Genomic DNA, 18480 nt, shown 5'->3' with positions numbered 1-18480 from the left:
TTTAAACTAACTTTCGGCATGCGCTGGCTGCTTTTTTTATCTCGTGTCGCATTCATCTGTAACCTTTTTTCTGTACTTACACTCTTAATTCTATGGAAAAATATTATTCAGCTGCAAGCTCTGGTAGGTACTATTGGCATTATGGGATATGTATTGGCAATTGTGTTTAATCCCTTAGTAAACCTATTGTATGCTCTATTTTTCCTTTTTAAACGCTCCGCATTGGCCGTAATACCTGGCTGGTTAATGGTAGCTAATTTTCTTTTTTTATTATTGCAGGCTCTATACATTTTTTTACAGAATGATACATTCAATTATTAAGGACCGATCCACAAAATTGTTTTTACTATTAGGGGGTTTTTTTATAACAAATGCACTTTTAGCTGAGTTCATTGGAGTTAAAATCTTTTCATTGGAAGATACTTTGGGCATTAGTAGGGCCAATATTCCCATTTTTGGTCAAGCCTTCAGCTTTCATTTAAGTGCAGGTGTTGTTTTGTGGCCAGTGGTATTTATTATGACGGATATTATAAATGAGTATTATGGACCCAAAGGTGTTCGGTTTTTATCGTTTTTGACGGCAGGGCTTATTGCTTTTGCTTTTTTGATGGTCTCTATCACTATTCAGCTTTCACCGTCTGATTTCTTTAGGTTAGGATCTGATGTGCCTGATGCTAATGCCGCATTCCGGGGTGTATTTGGTCAGGGATTATGGATTATTATAGGCTCATTAACAGCTTTTTTGATCGGCCAGATTTTAGATGTTGTGATTTTTCACCGCATTAAGAAAGTGACAGGGGAAAAGCAAATCTGGTTGCGGTCTACAGGATCAACCTTAGTCTCTCAACTGATCGATAGTTTTGTGGTCCTTTTTATTGCCTTCTATGTTGGTCCACGCTTACAGGGTGCCGTTGATAAGCAGTGGACTTTTAGCCAGGTTATGGTAACAGGTACAGGTAACTACATATATAAGTTTGTAGTGGCATTGTTGATGACGCCCGTCATTTACCTGGTTCATGGCTGGATAGAGCGATATTTTGGTAAATCGCTGGCAGCAGAAATAAAGAATTCAGCTATGTCTAAAGTGAATGAGTAGACGATTTTAATAACCGGATAACTACTTTGTCAATCGGCAGGGTAACGCATTCTTCGGTCAAATCGTTCCAGTCAATAAAGCGAAAAGCCTCAATATCATTTTCTGGCCGGTAGCGATCTAATTGTTCCGCATTAAAATCAAAGGGCGTGGTACTGAGCTTGGCTGTAATTTCTTCAAGTGGCTTTACTAAGTAATAAATCGAAATGATTTGATCGTCAGGATTGAATGCTGATGGCTGATAAAAATCAGTTGTATAGAGGTGATCTGTTACTTCTATTGCCAGATCCATTTCTTCCATGAACTCCCGTTTCAGGCAGTCGCGAGTACCTTCTCCTAATTCCAAACCGCCGCCAGGAAACTTTGTATAGTTTTGGCCACGTATCAGTTCATCGCATACCAATACTTGTTGTTGCTCATTGATCAGAACGCCGTATACCCGGATATTGAACCGCTTCATTAGAATATTTTTTTACGGAGAAAATACCAGCCAACTACTATAGAAGCGAAGAACGATAAAAAAGCCACAATATAAAATGCATAAGAAGAATGCTCAAAGCCACTGGGGACGTTCATTCCAAATAGACTGGCAATTAATACGGGAAAGGTTAATACAATGGTGATAACAGCCAATCTTTTCAAAACTTCATTTTGATTGTTGGCAATTATAGAAGCAAAAGCGTCCAATGTGCTGCTTAAGATATTGGTGTAGATGTTGGCCATTTCTAACGCCTGTGAATTATCTACTATCAAATCCTCTAAATATTCTTTCTCGTCTTCATTTAGTCCCAGGAAGTTAGTGCGTTCCAACTTCATAAACAGCAATTCGTTTGAGCGTAGTGCTGTAACAAAGTATACCAGGCTTTTTTGTATACGCATTAATTGAAGCAAATGTTCATTACGGTTAGCAATGTAAAGCTTCTGTTCAATGATATTTCTTCGTTGATTGATCTCTTTCAAATGCGCCATGAAGTCCTGTACTACTTTTTCAAACACTTTTAATACCATCATGTTTCGTTTGTCGGGATGACGGTTTTGAAAAGTGTTCAGGAACTTTTTGATAGCAGGGTTCTCAAAAGAATTTACAGTAACAATCTGGTTGTGCGTAAGAATAATACAAATAGGGATAGTAATATAAAAAGCATCACTATCGTTAAACGAATTATTTTCTACAGGTGTTTTTATAACGATCAGCCTTACGTTATCTTCCTCTTCAAATCGAGTACGCTCATCTATGTCCAACGAGTCCGTTAAGAAGTCAATGGGGATTGAGAGTTGTTCAGAAAGTTGTGTAAACTCTTCCTGTTTTAGTGGCGGTAACACATTGATCCATGCACCATTTTCTGCACTATCAATCTTAACTGTTTGCTGGTTGATATTTTTAAAGTACTGGATCATCTGCTACAAATAGGGGTGCATTATACAGTATTTAATGCAATTGTTCCTTCAAAAACTTTTTCTGCTGGTCCAGTTAACCAGATGTTTTTAAAGCTGTCGCCAATCTTATCAAACTCAACACTTAGCTGACCACCCTTTGTTAGTACATCTACATGGTTAAATCCATTTTCATTGTGGTAAGAAACAAGGGCGGCGGCTGTTACCCCAGTGCCGCAGGAATAGGTCTCGTCTTCAACACCACGTTCATATGTTCGAACAAAGATCTTGTCGGCTGCCTCTAATTGCTCAACGAAATTTACATTGATGCCTTCTTTTTCAAATGAAGGGCTGTAGCGGATTTTATGACCCTCTTTGTAAACATCTAGCTGCTGAACGTCTGACTTGCTTTGTACATAATGAGGCGAACCTGTGTTTAAGATAAAATGATCGCCTTTATATTGTATTTCATTTACATCATTCATTTTTAGAGAAACCGTGCCATCCAGATCAACACTGGCTTCATGTTCCCCATCAATTGCTATAAAGTGATATGACTCTTTCAGAATACCTATATCGTTAGCAAACTTTACGAGGCAACGTCCACCATTACCACACATAGTGCTTTCTCCTCCATCTGCATTATAATACTTCATTTCAAAGTCGTAGGAAGGATGTGAATTAAGCAACATCAGGCCGTCGGCGCCAATGCCAAAGCGTCTGTCACAAAGAAAATTGATTTGATTTTTTGTAAGAGAAGCGTATCCGTTATTTCGATTGTCCAGTATCACAAAATCGTTCCCTGTGCCCTGGTATTTATAAAAAGTAAGTTTCATACTATTATTATGGTAATGTGCTTATAATTTCTAAAGAATGCTTTATCAGCCTATCAACTAACGCACCACTATCTTTTGAAAACTGTTTTTGAATGCGGTTAGCAACAATAGCGTTTAAAGACATACAATTATGACCCAATAGGCGACCCAATCCAAAGATGGAAGAGGTTTCCATTTCAAAGTTCGTAATCTGGTGCTGACCAAATGAAAAACTTGTTAATCGGTTAATCAAATCAGGGTTTTTAACTCCCAGACGTAATAGGCGGCCTTGTGGACCATAAAAACCAGGGCAAGTTACAGTAATACCATGGTGAAAATTGGTAACAAAGTGTTTTAATAAAGAAGCGCTGGCTCTACTGATATAGGGAAATGTGATTTGAGTAGTTAATTGTGTATGCGTTATAAACGATTGCAGTAGCTGGTTTTCTTCCTCGGTATGTTCCAGTCTGTAAAAGTTTAACAAATTATCAAGTCCAAGTCCATGTGTTGATGCTACAAAGCTATCTACAGGGATGGAGGCTTGCAGTGATCCAGAGGTGCCAATACGAATGATATTTAAAGGCGTTAGCGTTTCTTTAATGATTCTGGTAGTCATGTCAATGTTTACCAATGCATCTAACTCATTTAAAACAATATCAATATTATCGGGGCCAATACCTGTAGAAATAACGGTTAAACGCTTGTTGCCAATTCTGCCTGTATGGGAAACAAACTCGCGGTGTTGTCGTTTTACTTCGATGGAATCAAAATGGCGACTAACCAATTCTACACGATCAGGATCGCCAACTGTAATAACTGTGGTGGCCAATTCTTCAGGTAATAGATTCAAGTGATAAATGGCGCCACGGTCATTTATGATTAACTCTGATTCAGCAATTCGTTGCATTAGGGTATAAGTATTTTAAAAAGGTTTGTTTGGGTTTGGATTAACTTGGTAAAAATACCTTATTTTCGCACACCCGTTCAAAACCCATCGGGAAATGAGCACAAATGGTACCGTGGCCGAGGGGCTAGGCTGAGCTCTGCAAAAGCTCCTACAGCAGTTCGAATCTGCTCGGTACCTCTCCCAAATCCCGCTTAGCGGGATTTTGTTTTATTTGTATGTTGACTCCAGACGAAAAAGCTTTTATAGAATTTTGGGCCGTACGGCGTACGGAAAAGAAAAAGTCATTGCGTCAGTTTACCGTTGGACTTCCTCTTGGTGTAATGATCGTACTGGCACTGTTTGTAAATCTTATCAGTGGCTGGCATAAACGGGCAGCGATGGTGATACAGAATAATTCCTCCCTGATCATCGTTATTATGATCGCTGCCATAGCCATTGTTGTATTTATGACGATTTTTACTAAGAATCATGAGTGGGATCAAAATGAAATACGCTACCAGGAGCTACTTCAAAAACAAAAAAAGTCAGATAGTGCAGCTAACTAATATAAATTGAAGTCTTATAACCATAATTCTCTAAACATATAATACTTATCCTATGTTAAGAAACTTTGTTCTGATCGTTTTAGCTTCCCTTGTTCTTTCCAGCTGTTTAAAAGGTTCTAATGGTGAGGGTGTGTGCAATTATGATCCTTGTGCTGTTAAAGCAACTGCAAACGAAGAACTGGCTATTCAAACTTATTTAACCAATAATGGTATACAGGGGGCAGTAAAACACTGCAGCGGTATGTACTATGTAATTGATGCGCCTGGTACAGGTAAAACTCCAGGTGTGTGTAATGATGTAACTGTAAATTATGTAGGTACCTTAACCAATGGAAACAAATTTGATGAAACAACATCGTCAGCTGGTGTGACATTTAATTTGAACCAAGTTATTTTGGGTTGGAAAAGTGGTATTCCTTTGATTAAAGAAGGAGGCCATATTCGTTTATTTATTCCTCCTTCTTTAGGCTATGGTAACCGCGAAATGTCTGCCAGACCAGGCTATTCAGGGATCCCTGCCGGTTCCATACTTGTTTTTGATGTTGAGTTAAAACAGGTATATTAAGCAGCACTGCTTCATAAAGCATTGTAAATTTGTTTAAACGCGTTTCCTTGGCACACGAAGCAATTTCCGTATTTGATATTTTTAAGATCGGCATTGGCCCATCTAGTTCGCATACTTTAGGCCCATGGCGTGCTGCGCAACGCTTTTTACAGTCATTGGAGCAGCAAACTTCGCTAGAAGATGTAAAGGAGCTCAAGGTCTTATTGTATGGCTCGCTGGCTAAAACCGGCAAAGGACATGGTACAGATGTGGCCGTGCTTTTGGGGCTAAGTGGTTATGATCCGGTCACGTTTGCCGTGGAATCATTGCAACAAAAGATCGCTGACATTTCTGATAATAAGCAACTACACCTTGGTGGAAAGAGGACGTTAGCCTTTGATCCATCTGTGGATTTACAGTTTCTTATGACAGAATCCCTGCCCTTTCATCCCAATGCGCTTTCATTTTTGGTAACAACCAATAAAGGGGAGCAATTTGCTGAAACCTATTATTCTATTGGTGGAGGCTTTGTTGTTAAAGAGGGTGAAACGCAATCTGGTGTACAGGTAAGCATTCCATTTCCAATTAATACTGCAGAAGATTTATTGCATTGGTGCCGTAAAACAGGACTTTTAATCAATGAAGTTGTGTTGGAAAATGAAAACGCCTGGCGTCCAGAGCAGGCTACCAGAGAAGGCGTATTGAAGATCTGGGAGGTAATGAAAGAATGTACCTACCGAGGTTGTCATACAAGTGGAATTCTTCCTGGCGGCTTAAATGTAAAAAGGAGAGCCGTTGATTTAAACAAGCGCTTGCTTAAAAACAAAACCTATTCTACTTATACTGAGTGGTTGGAGGCTATTCGTAGTGGCGGCCAACATTTTCAATATATACTTGACTGGGTAAGTTGTTTTGCATTAGCAGTTAATGAAGAAAATGCTTCTTTCAGTCGTGTGGTAACAGCGCCGACAAATGGTGCCGCGGGCGTTATACCAGCAGTATTACATTACTACATGGTATTTTTCCCCGATGTAACGGAAGATAAGATTATTCAATTCTTACTTACTGCTTCAGAGGTAGGAAGTATCTTTAAGAAAGGTGCCACTATTTCCGCTGCAATGGGTGGGTGTCAGGCTGAAATAGGTGTGTCCTCGGCCATGGCCGCAGCTGCTTTAACAGAAGCACTGGGTGGAAGCCAGCGTCAGGCTTTAATGGCAGCTGAAATAGCTATGGAGCATCACCTGGGGATGACGTGCGATCCTATAGGAGGATTGGTTCAGGTTCCTTGTATAGAACGAAATACCATGGGGGCTATTAAAGCAATTACAGCCTCACAATTAGCTCTTCAAAGCACACCAGACTTTGCTAAAGTATCCCTGGATGTAGTTGTAGAAACCATGTGGGAGACAGCACAGGACATGAACAGCAAGTATAAAGAGACAGCTGAAGGTGGATTGGCCATCAATATTCCATTAAGCCTTAGTGAATGCTAAGGCCCTATCTTATACTTCAAAAGATTGGTGAGGGGATGGTATTTCTACATTTTGGTAGCCTTTGCGTTCCAGTTTAGCGGCAAACTCTTTTTGTACAGTGTATTCTCCGTGCACTAAGAAAAGGCGTTTAACTTTTCCCGGATCTTGCTCACTTAAAAATTGGCTTAATTCATCGCAGTCGCCATGTGCACTCATGCCTGCCATACGTCCAATTTCAGCTTTAACAGGGCTAGGATCACCAAAGATTTCAACCTCGTTATACCCCGTAAGTAGTTGCCCTCCTAATGACTGTTCACTACAATAGCCAACAAATAAAACACTGTTCTTTTCATCATTGATAATGCTATTGATATGATGGCGTACGCGCCCGGCGTCAGCTGTGCCGCTTGCTGATATAATTACGCAGGGTTCCTGATGGTCAACCAGGCGCCGGCTATCTTCTACGGACTCCACATATTTTAAACCTTCAAAATGGAACGGGTCATCATCAATGCGCAACACTTGTTGTAGCCGCTCATTGAATAAATCGGTATATTTTTTTATGGTTTCTGTAGCCTTTAAGCTTAAAGGACTATCAATATAATAATTTAGTTCAGGTAGGCGCTTCTCCAAGCTCAGTTGATTTAAGCCATATAATATTTCTTGTGTGCGTCCGACACTAAAAGCCGGTATAACTAATTTTCCTCCGCGTTCAACACAGGTTTTCTCTACCCATTGCCTTAATGTTTTTACGATATTAAAACTGATATCATGGCGGCTATCACCATAGGTGCTTTCTAAAATGAGATAGTCAGCTTGAGGCAGAGGAACAGGAGAGGGAAGAAGAACACTACGTTGGCGACCGACATCGCCACTGAAAGCGATAATCCTTTCTTTGCCCTCATCTTTGATTTTTAAGGTAATGGCAGCACTGCCAATCAAATGCCCTGTATTGGTAAATATAAACGACACTTCTTCTGAAAGATCGAACCAAGTATCATAATCAACTAATTCAAAGAGTGGAAGCGTAGCGGCCACGTCATTGGACGTATATAGAGGTTCATAAGGCTGTAAGTTCTTCTTTGCTCTCCTTTTATTGATATTGTCCACCTCGTAGGTTTGAATTTCAGCGCTATCAAAGAGTAGTATTTCTGTGAGATCGCGTGTGGCTGGCGTACAATAGATCTTGCCTGTGAATCCTTCTTTCACCAGTTTGGGGATTAGACCGGTGTGATCGATATGAGCATGCGAAAGTAATAAGTATGTGATGGATTTCGGGTCAAAACCAAAATGTTCATTCAGGTCGTCAGTTTTTTGTCCCATTCCCTGAAACATTCCACAGTCTAAAAGGATATTGGTACCATTATCTAAGCTAATCAAATGTTTGCTTCCCGTTACTGTACGGGCGGCTCCGTGAAAGGTTAATTTCATCCAATGCTATTTTGTTGTTTTATAAACTCTTAAAATCTAAGCCTTTATGATCTATACAGAATTCGTACCTAAGAATTGGGCAATTTGAAATTTGATATTGGTGCCCTGCAGATAGCGCCGATGGCGTGTTTGAACTACAAAGGCACAAAGTACACGGAGGGGCACAGCGGAAATTGTCGGAACCGGGATTTGGGGAGATTCAGGGATTAGGGAGAACTAGGATTAGTATGATGGGAAGGGTTTCGCACAGAAGAAAGGAAAAAGGGAATATTGAACAAGGAACAAGGAAGGATGAAGGAAGAAGGAAGGGAATGTTCAAGGTACAAGGCACAAGATACAAGGTACAGGGGAAAGAAAGGACTTGCTCTACAGGGGCTGGTTTGTATCTTTAGGGTCTTCTCTTTTAGGGTGTTTTCAGCCTTTCGTGTTATACTTTTCTTTACTATTTTTTATGAGTTTATAACGGTGAATAGATAGCCTGATACGGTCTAGGTAGGGGTGTGGAAGGGCCGAAGGATCGGCCGGGGTACGGGTGAGATACGGAGTTAAGTAGGCTTCCATACGGAGTAACCTAGTATTCTATACGGAGTAACCATGAAGGGACAGAGGAGGAGTACTGAAGGTAGAGGGAAATGGCAGGGAAGGTAGCATGGCTGATGGCTGATTTTAGGATGGCGGATTGGATTGACCGTGGAAGTGAGGGATGGTCTGAACCATGATTTGGGGAGATTTAGGGATTAGGGAAAATAGGGAATTTTAGATTAGGGCTGCCGGAGAAATTATGTGAGAGCTATAAGTTATTCTAATTGGGGAATAGATATTCCATATCTCATAGATATGGAATATCTAAAAAGTAATATTATAGGGGAAGTAATGTTGCTGATATTTCAGGGCTCAAACAAGCTTTTAAATAGTTGTTTTGAGCTTAGGCTGTTACGGCGGCGCGAATTTTCTTTAATTGGATCAATAGGTCTTCTAAAAGTTCTAAACGAAGCATGTTGGCACCATCACTCTTGGCACAAGCAGGGTCTGGATGGGTTTCAATAAAGAGACCATCGGCCCCAGCAGCAATGGCCGCCTTGGCTATAGTACCAATCAATTGAGGATTGCCACCTGTAACACCGCTGGTTTGATTAGGCTGTTGGAGGCTGTGTGTGCAGTCCATAATTACAGGAGTGCCCGCTTGTTGCATTAAAGGAATATTGCGGTAATCAACCACCAGATCCTGATATCCAAAGGTGGTGCCTCTTTCGGTTAGCATCACTTTATCATTACCAGCGTTTTTAATCTTTTCTACAGCAAACTTCATGGCTTCACCACTTACAAACTGTCCCTTTTTTACGTTGACAATTTTACCCGTATTTGCAGCAGCTACCAATAAGTCCGTTTGGCGGCAAAGGAAGGCGGGTATTTGAAGCACATCTACATACTTAGCTGCCAACTCAGCTTCTTTTTCTGTGTGGATATCTGTAGTAGTAGGTAGTCCTAACGCTTTACCTGCATCGTGTAAAATCTGCAAGCCTAATTCGTCGCCTAAGCCGGTAAACGAAGAAGCGCTTGTACGATTAGCTTTACGGTATGAAGCTTTTAATATGTATGGGATACCATGTTTTTTGCAAATAGCGCTTACCTGTTCGCCCACCTGGTGAACCAATTCTTTACTTTCTACTACACAGGGGCCAGCAATCAAAAAGAAAGATTGCTTATCATACTCTTGATTACTAAATAAAGGCTCTAAAAACGAATTCATGGCGCAAAGGTAGGGAATGGTGAGTAAGTTGGTAGTTGGCAGTTAAGAGTTGACACTTGGCAAAAAAACATTGCTTATTGTAGATTGTTGGCTTTGTCTGTAATCCTTTTCACCTTTCATTTTTGACTATCAGCGTACAGCCTACATTTTTAAGTTTGCAGCTTGTTGTCTCATCTTTCAGCTCATCTAGGTTTCTGGTTTTTGGTTGAGTGCCAATGCTTACTTTTACACCCTTTAATTGATTTTATTGCTGTATGAAACAGGAAAAAATACTTGTTATTGGTGCTTCAGGACAAATAGGTGTAGAACTGACGTTAGCCCTACGTAAAATTTATGGTGCTCAGAATGTAATTGCTTCTGATCTAAGAGAGCAAAACCCATTATTGGAAGGAACTGGCCCCTATGTGAGCATGGACGTAATGAATAAAGAAATGTTGCATGTGCAAGTGATCCGTCAAAATGTGACACAGATCTATTTGCTGGCAGCAATTCTATCAGCAACCGGGGAGAAGAATCCAAATCTTGCCTGGCACTTGAATATGCAAGGCTTACTAAACGTGCTGGATATAGCCCGTGAAGAAAAGTTGACCAAAGTATATTGGCCAAGTTCCATTGCTGTTTTTGGTCCTACTTCGCCAAAGCAGAACTGTCCTCAACAAACCATTATTGAGCCTACAACAGTTTATGGTATCAGCAAGTATGCAGGAGAGTTTTGGTGTAATTACTACTTTCATAAGTTTGGCGTAGACGTACGTAGTTTACGTTATCCAGGTTTGATCTCTTATAAGTCAGCACCAGGTGGGGGCACAACCGATTATGCTGTGGAAATCTATCATGAAGCATTAGCCGAAAAATCATATACTTCTTTCCTGGAAAAAGGTACCTATTTGCCAATGATGTATATGCCAGATGCTATTCGTGCTACGATAGAATTGATGGAAGCTCCGATTGAAAAAATTAAAGTGCGTACCTCTTATAACCTGTCCGCTATGAGTTTCTCTCCAGAAGAAATTGCGGCTTCGATTCAAAAGCATATTCCAGAATTTACGATGAGTTATGAGCCTGATTATCGTCAGTCTATAGCTGACAGTTGGCCACAGAGTATTGATGATAGTGTAGCGCGTGCAGATTGGGGCTGGGCGCCTGAATATAACTTGGATAAGATGACGGCGGATATGTTGACAAACTTGAAGAGTCAGGGGTAGTCTGAACCGGGATTTGAGGAGATTGGCGGATTAGGGAGAAATGGCCGATTTGAAGATGGCTGATTTAAGTTGATAGGTTAACAAGGAAGTTAAGAGGTTAAAAGAGGGGAAGGAGGAAAAGAGAAAAAGTGAATACTGAACTATAAAAGAAAAGCTGGCTTTTAGGGCCAGCTTTTCTTTTATAGTGATCTTGTTCTATTCCTACAAGATCCTGTAGGATCAAGATAATCCTTGTTCTGTTTTATAACTCAGACAATACATCTTTCATATTAAATACACCCTTTTTGCCTTTCAGAAACTCTGCGGCAAGAACAGCGCCAGAAGCGAAACCTTTACGGTTGTGGGCGGTATGGATGATTTCAATATCATCGATTTCAGAAGTATATTTTACTTCATGAGTACCGGGGGCAGGATCAATACGTTCGCTAACGATCGATAGTTCATTCGATGCGGCTTCTGCAGTATTTACCCAGTTTTGTTTTCGAGTAATGTGTTGCAGAATTTGCTCAGCAATTGTTACGGCAGTACCGCTTGGAGCATCCTTTTTATGTGTGTGATGGATTTCTTTTACTGCTACCTCATAAGAAGGCTGTTTGGCCATTAGTTTTGCTAACAGCGAGTTGACTTCAAAGAAAATATTAACGCCAATGCTGAAGTTTGAGGAGTGTAAGAAAGCACCTCCTTTTGACTGGCAATATTCTTTCATTTCTGGAAGCTGCGCATTCCATCCTGTAGATCCGCAAACGACTGGAACACCAAAGTCGATACACTTCTTTACGTTATCATATGCAGCGTGTGGGGCTGTAAACTCTATAGCTACATCTGTATCGGCAAGGTTAGCGGCAGTAAAGTCGTTTAAGTTATCTTCAGAGATACGTAATGTTATTGTGTGCCCTTTTTCTAAAGCAATTTCTTCAATTAGTTGGCCCATTTTTCCATAGCCAATCAGTGCAATGCGCATATATAATGAGGTTTATTTAAATGCTAAAACTAAACTGATGCCGTGGGTGTTTCCTAATTCGCTATAGCCTGGTTTGATTTGGAAGCTAAGGTCCGGACTGACATCAAAGCTTTTTAGATGTGCGTCAACAGTGGCGTCTACTACATTAAGACCCCATAGCAAAACAAAAGCTACTACTGAGTAATCGATATAGCGACGATAATCGTTTCTATAAATTTTGAGTGTACCTTCTCCATTGGGGTTTTTAACAAAAGGCTGTAGCTTAATATATACATCGTCATAATGAGCAACATCATCGGTTACAGCCACTGTATACGCATATCGACATCTTTTGTACCAAGTTAAGTTGTAGTAGAAAACATAGGCAGATGTACCCAATGCTGCATAAACGATTGGAATCTTCCAATATTTTTTATTGTATGCTTGTCCCCACCCTGGAATGATAGCAGAGCGGATGGCTGCCTTTCTGGGCGAATGCGTGTTTAAAACAGAATCTATTTTTTGATCAGGTGTTGTACCCACTTCAATCCGCCTTCCAGCAGAATCGCGAATAACTTGCCCCCTAGCTCTGTTGTTAAATACAATAAGAAGTAGGCCTATCAGAAAAAAGCTATGTAGGATTTTTTTAGTCAATGGTAATTTGCATTAAATCCAACAGCTTATTCATTTCTTCCAGCGAGTAATAATCGAAAGTGATTTGTCCACTACCATTTTTACTATGACGAAGTTTTACTCTAGTACTAAAATGTGAAGCCAACTTATCTTCAATCTTTTGATAAACTACAGGTAGGCTATTAGTAGTAGCGGGTTTCTTTTCTTCACCCTCTTTATAAAGGTTACGCACCAAGTTCTCAGTTTGGCGTACAGAGAGTCCTTTTGATTTGATCTCATCAAAAATATAAAGTTGCTTATCGATCGTATCAACATTAATCAATGCGCGCGCATGGCCCATGCTTATTTCACCGTTTCTAACAGCAACCTGAATATCTGGTGGCAGTTTTAAAAGGCGGATGTAGTTGGTAACCGTACTTCTATCTTTCCCCATACGCTCAGCCACTTGTTCCTGGGTATGGGTTAATTCTTCCATCATACGCTTATAGCTTAATGCAATTTCCATTGCATTTAAGTCTTCACGCTGTAAGTTCTCCAATAATGCCAACTCCAGTAATTCCTGATCGTTAGCTTGACGGATATAGGCAGGGATGTCTTTTAGACCAGCTATTTTAGAAGCTCTCCAGCGACGTTCACCAGAGATCAAGCGGTATTTATTACCAGCAATTCTTGAAACAGTAATTGGCTGAATGATATCGTGCAGCTTAATAGAGCTGGCTAATTCCTGCAAAGCTTGCTCATCAAAATCACGACGAGGCTGCTTTGGGTTGGCCTCTATGTTTTCAATGGGAATGCGGATAACTCCTGTAGCTTCTTCTACTACCTTGGCTTTTAAGCTGCCTGCAGTTGTTTTAAGATCGGAGTCGATGCTTTGCAAAAGCGAGCGAATGCCTTTGCCTAATGCCTCTTTATTTTGTTTGGGAGTACTCATTATTATAATCAGATTTCTATATTTCAGTATCAAAAAGAATACTGAAATGCATGCAAAATTAGTTTTAGTATAAGATTCAGCCGTTAGAAATTTCCATCTGAAATCATAAATCTATAGTTCCAGTGTACGTTCTTCCTGGCTGATCTTGGTTAAATTGTTCTTTTGAAGAATTTCTTTTGCCAGGTTAAGGTAATTAGCAGAACCCTTGCTATGTGCATCATATAGAATGACAGGCTTGCCCACGCTTGGAGCTTCACTTAGACGGGCGTTTCTATGAACGATTGTACTAAAAACCAGCTCTTCAAAGTGACGTCGTACTTCGCCTACAACCTGGTTACATAAGCGTAGACGACCGTCGTACATCGTCATTAAAATACCTTCAATAATCAAGTCGGTATTCAAGCGGCTTTGTACAATCTTGATCGTGTTCAATAGCTTACCGAGACCTTCTAAGGCAAAGAATTCACACTGTACAGGTACTATAACAGAGTCTGACGCGGTTAAAGCGTTTACCGTGATCAAGCCAAGGGACGGAGAACAATCAATAACAATGAAATCGTAGTCGTCCTTAATGGGCTGAAGCAGTTGCTTTAAAACAGCTTCCCGGTTAGGATAATTGATCATTTCAATTTCCGCACCTACCAGATCAATATGAGAAGGGATGAGGTCTAGATTGGGGATATCCGTTTTCAAGATGACATCTTTTGCTGTAGCTTCATTGACCATGCAGTCGTACAGGCTTTGCGTAACGTTTTGGAGGTCAAAACCAACCCCTGTTGTACTGTTTGCCTGAGGGTCAGCATCTACCAACAAAGTTTTGTATTCCAAAACGCCAAAAGAAGCTGCCAGGTTAATTGCTGTGGTGGTTTTACCTACACCGCCTTTTTGATTGGCTACACCAATAATTCTTGCCATATTAAATCCTATCCCAGAAGGGGGTTTTTGTGTCTTGTATTGTGTTTGTTTTTCTTTAGTATTGCGACTTCAACCGCAAAATTGAGGCTTTCAGTGGTTGGATATCCATAGATCAGAGATCTACGCTTTCGCCTATCTCTGGAAGGTATAAAATGATTCCTGCATCTGTAAATGCCCGTTTTACTTTATCACGGTCTATTTTAATATACCCAAATGTGTCGTAATGAACTCCTATCACTTTTGTACACTGAACCATACGTGCCGCTTCGATAGCATCCTCATAACCCATCGTGAAGTTATCACCGATGCAAAGGACTGCAAAGTCTAGTTTGGCCCAGCGAGGTATGAGTTGCATATCCATAGTTAAAGCTGTATCGCCACTGTAATAAAAGTTTTTATCATTAGTGGTAATTACAAAGCCCATAGGATTAGCCCCATAACTGCCGTCAGGCATAACTGAGGAATGAATGGCATTAACACACTTAACTGTACCAAAATCAAATGCCCTTTTACCTCCAGTATTCATAGGATGGGTATTGGTAATACCTTGTTTGCCTGCCCATTCTGCCACTTCAAAAGCACCTATTACTGTGGAATCGTTATTTTTAGCAATAGCTGTACAGTCTGCCACATGATCCCCATGGCCATGTGAAATTAGAATATAGTCGGCTTTTATGTTATTGATATCCACGTGTTTAGCCAACTCATTTGGCGTAATAAAGGGATCAAATAACAAGTTTTTACCGCCAGCCTCTACTGCAAAACAAGCATGTCCATAATAAGTCAACTTCATAAAATAGCAGATTTAAGGATAAAGCCTCGCAAAAATACATTTTACTTATGCAAAATAGCAGAAATAGAAGTTAACACCTATGATTTCCAAAACTTTACTTATTTGCACTCTTATTATACCATACTATGCGGAATTCCTCTTTTGGGCTTGTTTTAGCGATTTTAATGCTATTGCTGGACATTTATGTGTACCAGGCAGTGCGATTTGTAGCACAGGGGGCATCGCCTAAGGTGCGTTTTGCAGTAACCATTATTTATTGGACTATTTCTGTATTAGCGCTCTTAACGTATGTGTTTTTGCCGTATTTAAACTTGGAAAGGTTTCATGGTCAAGTATGTAGTGTTTTATTTGCGGTTTTGATTGGGTTATTCTTTGCCAAATTAATAACTGCATTATTCCTGTTGATCGATGACATACGCCGGCTATTTCAATGGGCTTCGGGGAAGCTATTCTTTCCAAATACGGAGGGAGAAGATATAGAATCTGGGGAGCATATTTCCCGATCGGTATTTTTAAACTGGTTAGGGATAGCTGCCGGCGGTGGTTTATTTAGTTCTTTGATCTATGGATTTTCTAATAAATACAATTACCGGATAAAAAGAATTCCTATCAGCTTTAAAAACTTACCAGCTTCATTTAAAGGCATGCGCGTTGTTCAAATATCAGATATTCATAGCGGGAGCTTTACAAATAAGGAAGCTGTTCACCATGGTATTAGAATGATCCAGAAGTTAAACCCCGATCTTATCCTCTTTACAGGTGATCTTGTGAACAATCGTGCGGAAGAAATGAATGATTATAAAGACATTTTTAGCCAGTTAAAGGCTCCAATGGGGGTATTTTCTATATTAGGGAATCACGATTATGGCGATTACGTACAATGGGAAAGCCGGAAACTAAAAGAACAAAACCTGGAAAGACTAAAAAGCACACATGCTGAAATGGGATGGCGTTTACTTATGAATGAACATGTGATATTGGAGCGCGAAGGGCAAAAAATAGCCTTATTAGGCATTGAAAACTGGAGTGCAAAAGCTCGTTTCCCTAAATATGGTAAAATGAATCTTGCTCATGCCGGCACCGATGGCATACCTTTTAAAGTGTTAATGAGTCATGACCCTTCTCATTGGGAGGCAGAAGTGCTTGAAAAGTATAAGGATATTGATTTGATGTTATCCGGACATACACACGGCATGCAATTTGGCGTAGAGATTCCGTGGTTAAAATGGAGCCCGGTTCAGTATGTTTATAAACAGTGGGCAGGTTTATATAAAAACCATCAGCAGCACCTGTATGTAAACAGGGGGTTTGGGTTTTTGGGCTATCCTGGGCGTGTGGGGATTTTGCCAGAAATTACTTTATTTGAACTTAATTAATTGGCAAACTAAATGGATATTTGCGCCGTCTATATTTATTTAGGTGAATATAAATTCTAGAATCTAGCATCCTTAACGCTATAAATAATACTATGTATAAAACATTTTTTTGTGCTTTAAGTTTTCTACTGCTCAGTAACAGTAGTATTGCGCAAAAGAAAGCTACCCCTATAGATAGTACTGAATATTATAACGATCTGTTTAATGAGTTGGATAACTTTTTAGATTCCTTAACTGCTCCCCGAACATTTTTTATAGTAAATGCTACTATTGCTAATAACTACTTCAATTTTACCAATACGAGTAGTACGTTAATGGCGGTAGATAGAAAGATGAGCTTGACACCATCTTTGGGATACTACCATAAAAGCGGTTTAGGTTTAAGTGCTTCTACAGTCATTGCTAATGATGGTGATAAATGGAATGCTTTTCAATATTTAATCAGCGGTTCATATGATTATTTAAGGAATAAGGATTTTTTTACTGGGGCTAGCTTAACGCATTATTTTACTAAGGACTCATTGTCCTTTTATACTTCTCCATTAGAAAATGAGGCCTCCGTTTATTTTACCTATAAAAAAGCATGGGTTAAACCATCCATTACCGCTATTTATGGATGGGGTAGTAGAACTGCTTATGAACAGCAAGAGAAAATGATCAAACTACTGCGTAAACGTACAAACGCAGGTTATACAGTAGTAGAGACTGTTGAAAAGGTCAATGACTTTACTGTTTCTGCATCTGTTCGCCATGACTTTTACTGGCTGGATAAATTGGGGCCAAGAACATCATTACGTTTTACACCACTGCTTGTATTTACATCTGGTACGCAGCGCTTTGGTTTTAATCAAACAAGCAATTCTTATTTGCTACCTCAAAAGTCCAGTAATAATATTTTGTACAATACCGAGAATGTACAGTTGGATAGTCGACATGGATTTCAACCATTATCTGTAACCGCTTTTTTCAAATCGGAGGCTAGTTGGGATAAATTCTACATTCAACCGCAAATAGGATTTGACTACTATCTGCCAGCTAAACAGAACAATTTTACAACTGCGTTTGCAGTAAGCGTTGGCGCTACATTTTAGCAAAGAATTAGCATCAAATCAATAAACATGTGTTTTTTTTTAACACGTTTATTTTTTTACATGGCATTAAACTTGGAGTCAAATAGAAAATCATTTAGGATTATGAAAACAAAATTATCTGTGCTCTTTGCTTGTGTGATTTTTATGAATGCGGCAAAAGCTCAATTTGATGTGGGTATTAAGGCTGGTGCAAACATCAATAAGGTTGAAGGGAAAACGTTTAAAGATGAATTCAATTATGGCTATCTTTTAGGAGGATTTGCCAGAATAGGCTTGGGTAGTAAATTAGGTATTCAGCCAGAGGTTCTTTTCAGTCAATATCAAACAAAGACAAGTAGCAATCCATCTGATATTTGGGCAGATGCAGGATCTGATATTACTAACAAAAAAGTAAAGCTCAACTATCTTTCTATACCAATAATGCTGAATTATAAATTGGCTGGCAACTTTTTAGCATTACAAGCTGGTCCACAATTCGGTATCTTGTTAAACAATGATGAGACGCTGGTAAAAATGGTCAAAATGCATTTAAGTCTGGTGACTTCTCTCTTGCAGCTGGTGCACAGGTTAAAATATTGAAAGCTGTAGCTTCTGCTCGCTATGTTGTAGGATTAAACAATATCAGCGATATTGATAATCAGGACAAATGGAAGAATCAAGCAATT

Annotated in this window: 20 protein-coding genes and 1 tRNA gene; 10 read left to right on the top strand and 11 right to left on the bottom strand. The window is 39.7% G+C overall.

Annotated elements, in window-relative coordinates; all coding sequences use genetic code 11:
• Positions 1-18 precede the first annotated feature (18 nt).
• A complete protein-coding gene (locus tag SY85_RS05625) occupies positions 19-321 on the top strand; it encodes a hypothetical protein (protein ID WP_066402292.1) in 303 nt (100 codons plus the stop codon).
• A gap of 91 nt (positions 322-412) precedes the next feature.
• Positions 413-1096 (top strand): queuosine precursor transporter, encoded by a 684-nt coding sequence (locus tag SY85_RS05620; RefSeq protein WP_226999018.1) that lies wholly within the window; start codon positions 413-415, stop codon positions 1094-1096.
• Here the strand turns inward: SY85_RS05620 and SY85_RS05615 are convergent.
• Genes SY85_RS05615 through SY85_RS05600 form a run of 4 tightly spaced genes read right to left on the bottom strand, consistent with a single transcriptional unit; the run spans position 1080 to position 4189 of the window.
• On the bottom strand, positions 1080-1553 hold the full coding sequence (locus tag SY85_RS05615; protein WP_066402282.1) for an NUDIX domain-containing protein: 474 nt from the start codon (positions 1551-1553) through the stop codon (positions 1080-1082). The genes SY85_RS05620 and SY85_RS05615 overlap by 17 nt on opposite strands.
• Complete coding sequence (locus SY85_RS05610; protein ID WP_066402281.1) at positions 1553-2491, bottom strand: magnesium transporter CorA family protein; 939 nt, start codon at positions 2489-2491, stop codon at positions 1553-1555. Before SY85_RS05610 ends, SY85_RS05615 begins: the two co-directional genes overlap by 1 nt.
• Before the next feature lie 20 nt (positions 2492-2511).
• Positions 2512-3303: a diaminopimelate epimerase gene (gene dapF / locus SY85_RS05605; protein WP_066402280.1), complete on the bottom strand. Its 792-nt coding sequence runs from the start codon at positions 3301-3303 to the stop codon at positions 2512-2514.
• A gap of 7 nt (positions 3304-3310) precedes the next feature.
• Positions 3311-4189 (bottom strand): nucleoside phosphorylase, encoded by an 879-nt coding sequence (locus SY85_RS05600; RefSeq protein WP_066402279.1) that lies wholly within the window; start codon positions 4187-4189, stop codon positions 3311-3313.
• A gap of 106 nt (positions 4190-4295) precedes the next feature.
• On the opposite strand from SY85_RS05600, the gene SY85_RS25410 reads away from it, so the two are divergent.
• The 4 genes from SY85_RS25410 to SY85_RS05585 all read left to right on the top strand — a co-directional run bounded on the left by SY85_RS25410 (position 4296) and on the right by SY85_RS05585 (position 6771).
• A tRNA-Cys gene (locus tag SY85_RS25410) sits at positions 4296-4366 on the top strand.
• 38 nt (positions 4367-4404) lie between these two features.
• Positions 4405-4734: a hypothetical protein gene (locus tag SY85_RS05595; protein ID WP_066402277.1), complete on the top strand. Its 330-nt coding sequence runs from the start codon at positions 4405-4407 to the stop codon at positions 4732-4734.
• Positions 4735-4786: 52 nt separating this feature from the next.
• On the top strand, positions 4787-5299 hold the full coding sequence (locus SY85_RS05590; protein WP_066402273.1) for an FKBP-type peptidyl-prolyl cis-trans isomerase: 513 nt from the start codon (positions 4787-4789) through the stop codon (positions 5297-5299).
• Positions 5300-5346: 47 nt separating this feature from the next.
• Entirely contained in the window at positions 5347-6771 is a 1425-nt protein-coding gene (locus SY85_RS05585; protein WP_066402272.1) for an L-serine ammonia-lyase, read from the top strand.
• A 9-nt stretch (positions 6772-6780) separates the two neighbouring features.
• On the opposite strand, the gene SY85_RS05580 is transcribed toward SY85_RS05585, so the two are convergent.
• Positions 6781-8181 carry an MBL fold metallo-hydrolase gene (locus SY85_RS05580; RefSeq protein WP_066402270.1) on the bottom strand — a complete coding sequence of 467 codons (1401 nt, stop codon included), beginning with the start codon at positions 8179-8181 and terminating at the stop codon, positions 6781-6783.
• A gap of 925 nt (positions 8182-9106) precedes the next feature.
• Positions 9107-9931: a 3-deoxy-8-phosphooctulonate synthase gene (gene kdsA / locus SY85_RS05570; protein ID WP_066402265.1), complete on the bottom strand. Its 825-nt coding sequence runs from the start codon at positions 9929-9931 to the stop codon at positions 9107-9109.
• A gap of 254 nt (positions 9932-10185) precedes the next feature.
• On the opposite strand from kdsA, the gene SY85_RS05565 reads away from it, so the two are divergent.
• Positions 10186-11136: an NAD-dependent epimerase/dehydratase family protein gene (locus tag SY85_RS05565; RefSeq protein ID WP_066402264.1), complete on the top strand. Its 951-nt coding sequence runs from the start codon at positions 10186-10188 to the stop codon at positions 11134-11136.
• 241 nt (positions 11137-11377) lie between these two features.
• Here the strand turns inward: SY85_RS05565 and dapB are convergent, their stop codons facing one another.
• The 5 genes from dapB to SY85_RS05540 form a co-directional block, all read right to left on the bottom strand.
• On the bottom strand, positions 11378-12097 hold the full coding sequence (gene dapB, locus SY85_RS05560; RefSeq protein ID WP_066402261.1) for a 4-hydroxy-tetrahydrodipicolinate reductase: 720 nt from the start codon (positions 12095-12097) through the stop codon (positions 11378-11380).
• 12 nt (positions 12098-12109) lie between these two features.
• A complete protein-coding gene (locus SY85_RS05555; RefSeq protein WP_066402259.1) occupies positions 12110-12730 on the bottom strand; it encodes a DUF5683 domain-containing protein in 621 nt (206 codons plus the stop codon).
• Positions 12723-13640 (bottom strand): ParB/RepB/Spo0J family partition protein, encoded by a 918-nt coding sequence (locus SY85_RS05550; RefSeq protein WP_066402258.1) that lies wholly within the window; start codon positions 13638-13640, stop codon positions 12723-12725. The genes SY85_RS05555 and SY85_RS05550 overlap by 8 nt, the downstream gene beginning before the upstream one ends.
• 111 nt (positions 13641-13751) lie before the next feature.
• Positions 13752-14555 carry a ParA family protein gene (locus SY85_RS05545; protein ID WP_066402257.1) on the bottom strand — a complete coding sequence of 268 codons (804 nt, stop codon included), beginning with the start codon at positions 14553-14555 and terminating at the stop codon, positions 13752-13754.
• A gap of 112 nt (positions 14556-14667) precedes the next feature.
• Positions 14668-15348, bottom strand: coding sequence for a metal-dependent hydrolase (locus tag SY85_RS05540; protein WP_066402256.1), 681 nt, complete (start codon positions 15346-15348; stop codon positions 14668-14670).
• Between the two features lie 125 nt (positions 15349-15473).
• Between SY85_RS05540 and SY85_RS05535 the strand changes: the two genes are divergently transcribed.
• The 3 genes from SY85_RS05535 to SY85_RS05525 all read left to right on the top strand — a co-directional run bounded on the left by SY85_RS05535 (position 15474) and on the right by SY85_RS05525 (position 18394).
• Positions 15474-16724, top strand: coding sequence for a metallophosphoesterase (locus SY85_RS05535; RefSeq protein ID WP_066402255.1), 1251 nt, complete (start codon positions 15474-15476; stop codon positions 16722-16724).
• A gap of 92 nt (positions 16725-16816) precedes the next feature.
• Entirely contained in the window at positions 16817-17815 is a 999-nt protein-coding gene (locus SY85_RS05530; RefSeq protein ID WP_066402254.1) for a hypothetical protein, read from the top strand.
• A 102-nt stretch (positions 17816-17917) separates the two neighbouring features.
• Positions 17918-18394, top strand: a complete 477-nt coding sequence (locus tag SY85_RS05525; RefSeq protein ID WP_158512935.1) for a porin family protein — start codon at positions 17918-17920, stop codon at positions 18392-18394.
• Positions 18395-18480 lie beyond the last annotated feature (86 nt).

Origin of the sequence: Flavisolibacter tropicus (assembly GCF_001644645.1) — a bacterium.
GTDB classification, from domain to species: domain Bacteria; phylum Bacteroidota; class Bacteroidia; order Chitinophagales; family Chitinophagaceae; genus Flavisolibacter; species Flavisolibacter tropicus.
This window is presented reverse-complemented; position numbering and strand designations above follow the sequence as displayed.

Excerpts from the sequence above, each read along its gene's own strand:
- SY85_RS05625 (WP_066402292.1), top strand. The coding sequence starts at position 19 with ATGCGCTGGCTGCTTTTTTTATCTCGTGTCGCATTCATCTGTAACCTT.
- SY85_RS05615 (WP_066402282.1), bottom strand. The coding sequence starts at position 1,553 with ATGAAGCGGTTCAATATCCGGGTATACGGCGTTCTGATCAATGAGCAA.
- SY85_RS05610 (WP_066402281.1), bottom strand. The coding sequence starts at position 2,491 with ATGATCCAGTACTTTAAAAATATCAACCAGCAAACAGTTAAGATTGAT.
- dapF (WP_066402280.1), bottom strand. The coding sequence starts at position 3,303 with ATGAAACTTACTTTTTATAAATACCAGGGCACAGGGAACGATTTTGTG.
- SY85_RS05600 (WP_066402279.1), bottom strand. The coding sequence starts at position 4,189 with ATGCAACGAATTGCTGAATCAGAGTTAATCATAAATGACCGTGGCGCC.
- SY85_RS05595 (WP_066402277.1), top strand. The coding sequence starts at position 4,405 with ATGTTGACTCCAGACGAAAAAGCTTTTATAGAATTTTGGGCCGTACGG.
- SY85_RS05590 (WP_066402273.1), top strand. The coding sequence starts at position 4,787 with ATGTTAAGAAACTTTGTTCTGATCGTTTTAGCTTCCCTTGTTCTTTCC.
- SY85_RS05580 (WP_066402270.1), bottom strand. The coding sequence starts at position 8,181 with ATGAAATTAACCTTTCACGGAGCCGCCCGTACAGTAACGGGAAGCAAA.
- kdsA (WP_066402265.1), bottom strand. The coding sequence starts at position 9,931 with ATGAATTCGTTTTTAGAGCCTTTATTTAGTAATCAAGAGTATGATAAG.
- SY85_RS05565 (WP_066402264.1), top strand. The coding sequence starts at position 10,186 with ATGAAACAGGAAAAAATACTTGTTATTGGTGCTTCAGGACAAATAGGT.
- dapB (WP_066402261.1), bottom strand. The coding sequence starts at position 12,097 with ATGCGCATTGCACTGATTGGCTATGGAAAAATGGGCCAACTAATTGAA.
- SY85_RS05550 (WP_066402258.1), bottom strand. The coding sequence starts at position 13,640 with ATGAGTACTCCCAAACAAAATAAAGAGGCATTAGGCAAAGGCATTCGC.
- SY85_RS05545 (WP_066402257.1), bottom strand. The coding sequence starts at position 14,555 with ATGGCAAGAATTATTGGTGTAGCCAATCAAAAAGGCGGTGTAGGTAAA.
- SY85_RS05540 (WP_066402256.1), bottom strand. The coding sequence starts at position 15,348 with ATGAAGTTGACTTATTATGGACATGCTTGTTTTGCAGTAGAGGCTGGC.
- SY85_RS05535 (WP_066402255.1), top strand. The coding sequence starts at position 15,474 with ATGCGGAATTCCTCTTTTGGGCTTGTTTTAGCGATTTTAATGCTATTG.
- SY85_RS05530 (WP_066402254.1), top strand. The coding sequence starts at position 16,817 with ATGTATAAAACATTTTTTTGTGCTTTAAGTTTTCTACTGCTCAGTAAC.
- SY85_RS05525 (WP_158512935.1), top strand. The coding sequence starts at position 17,918 with ATGAAAACAAAATTATCTGTGCTCTTTGCTTGTGTGATTTTTATGAAT.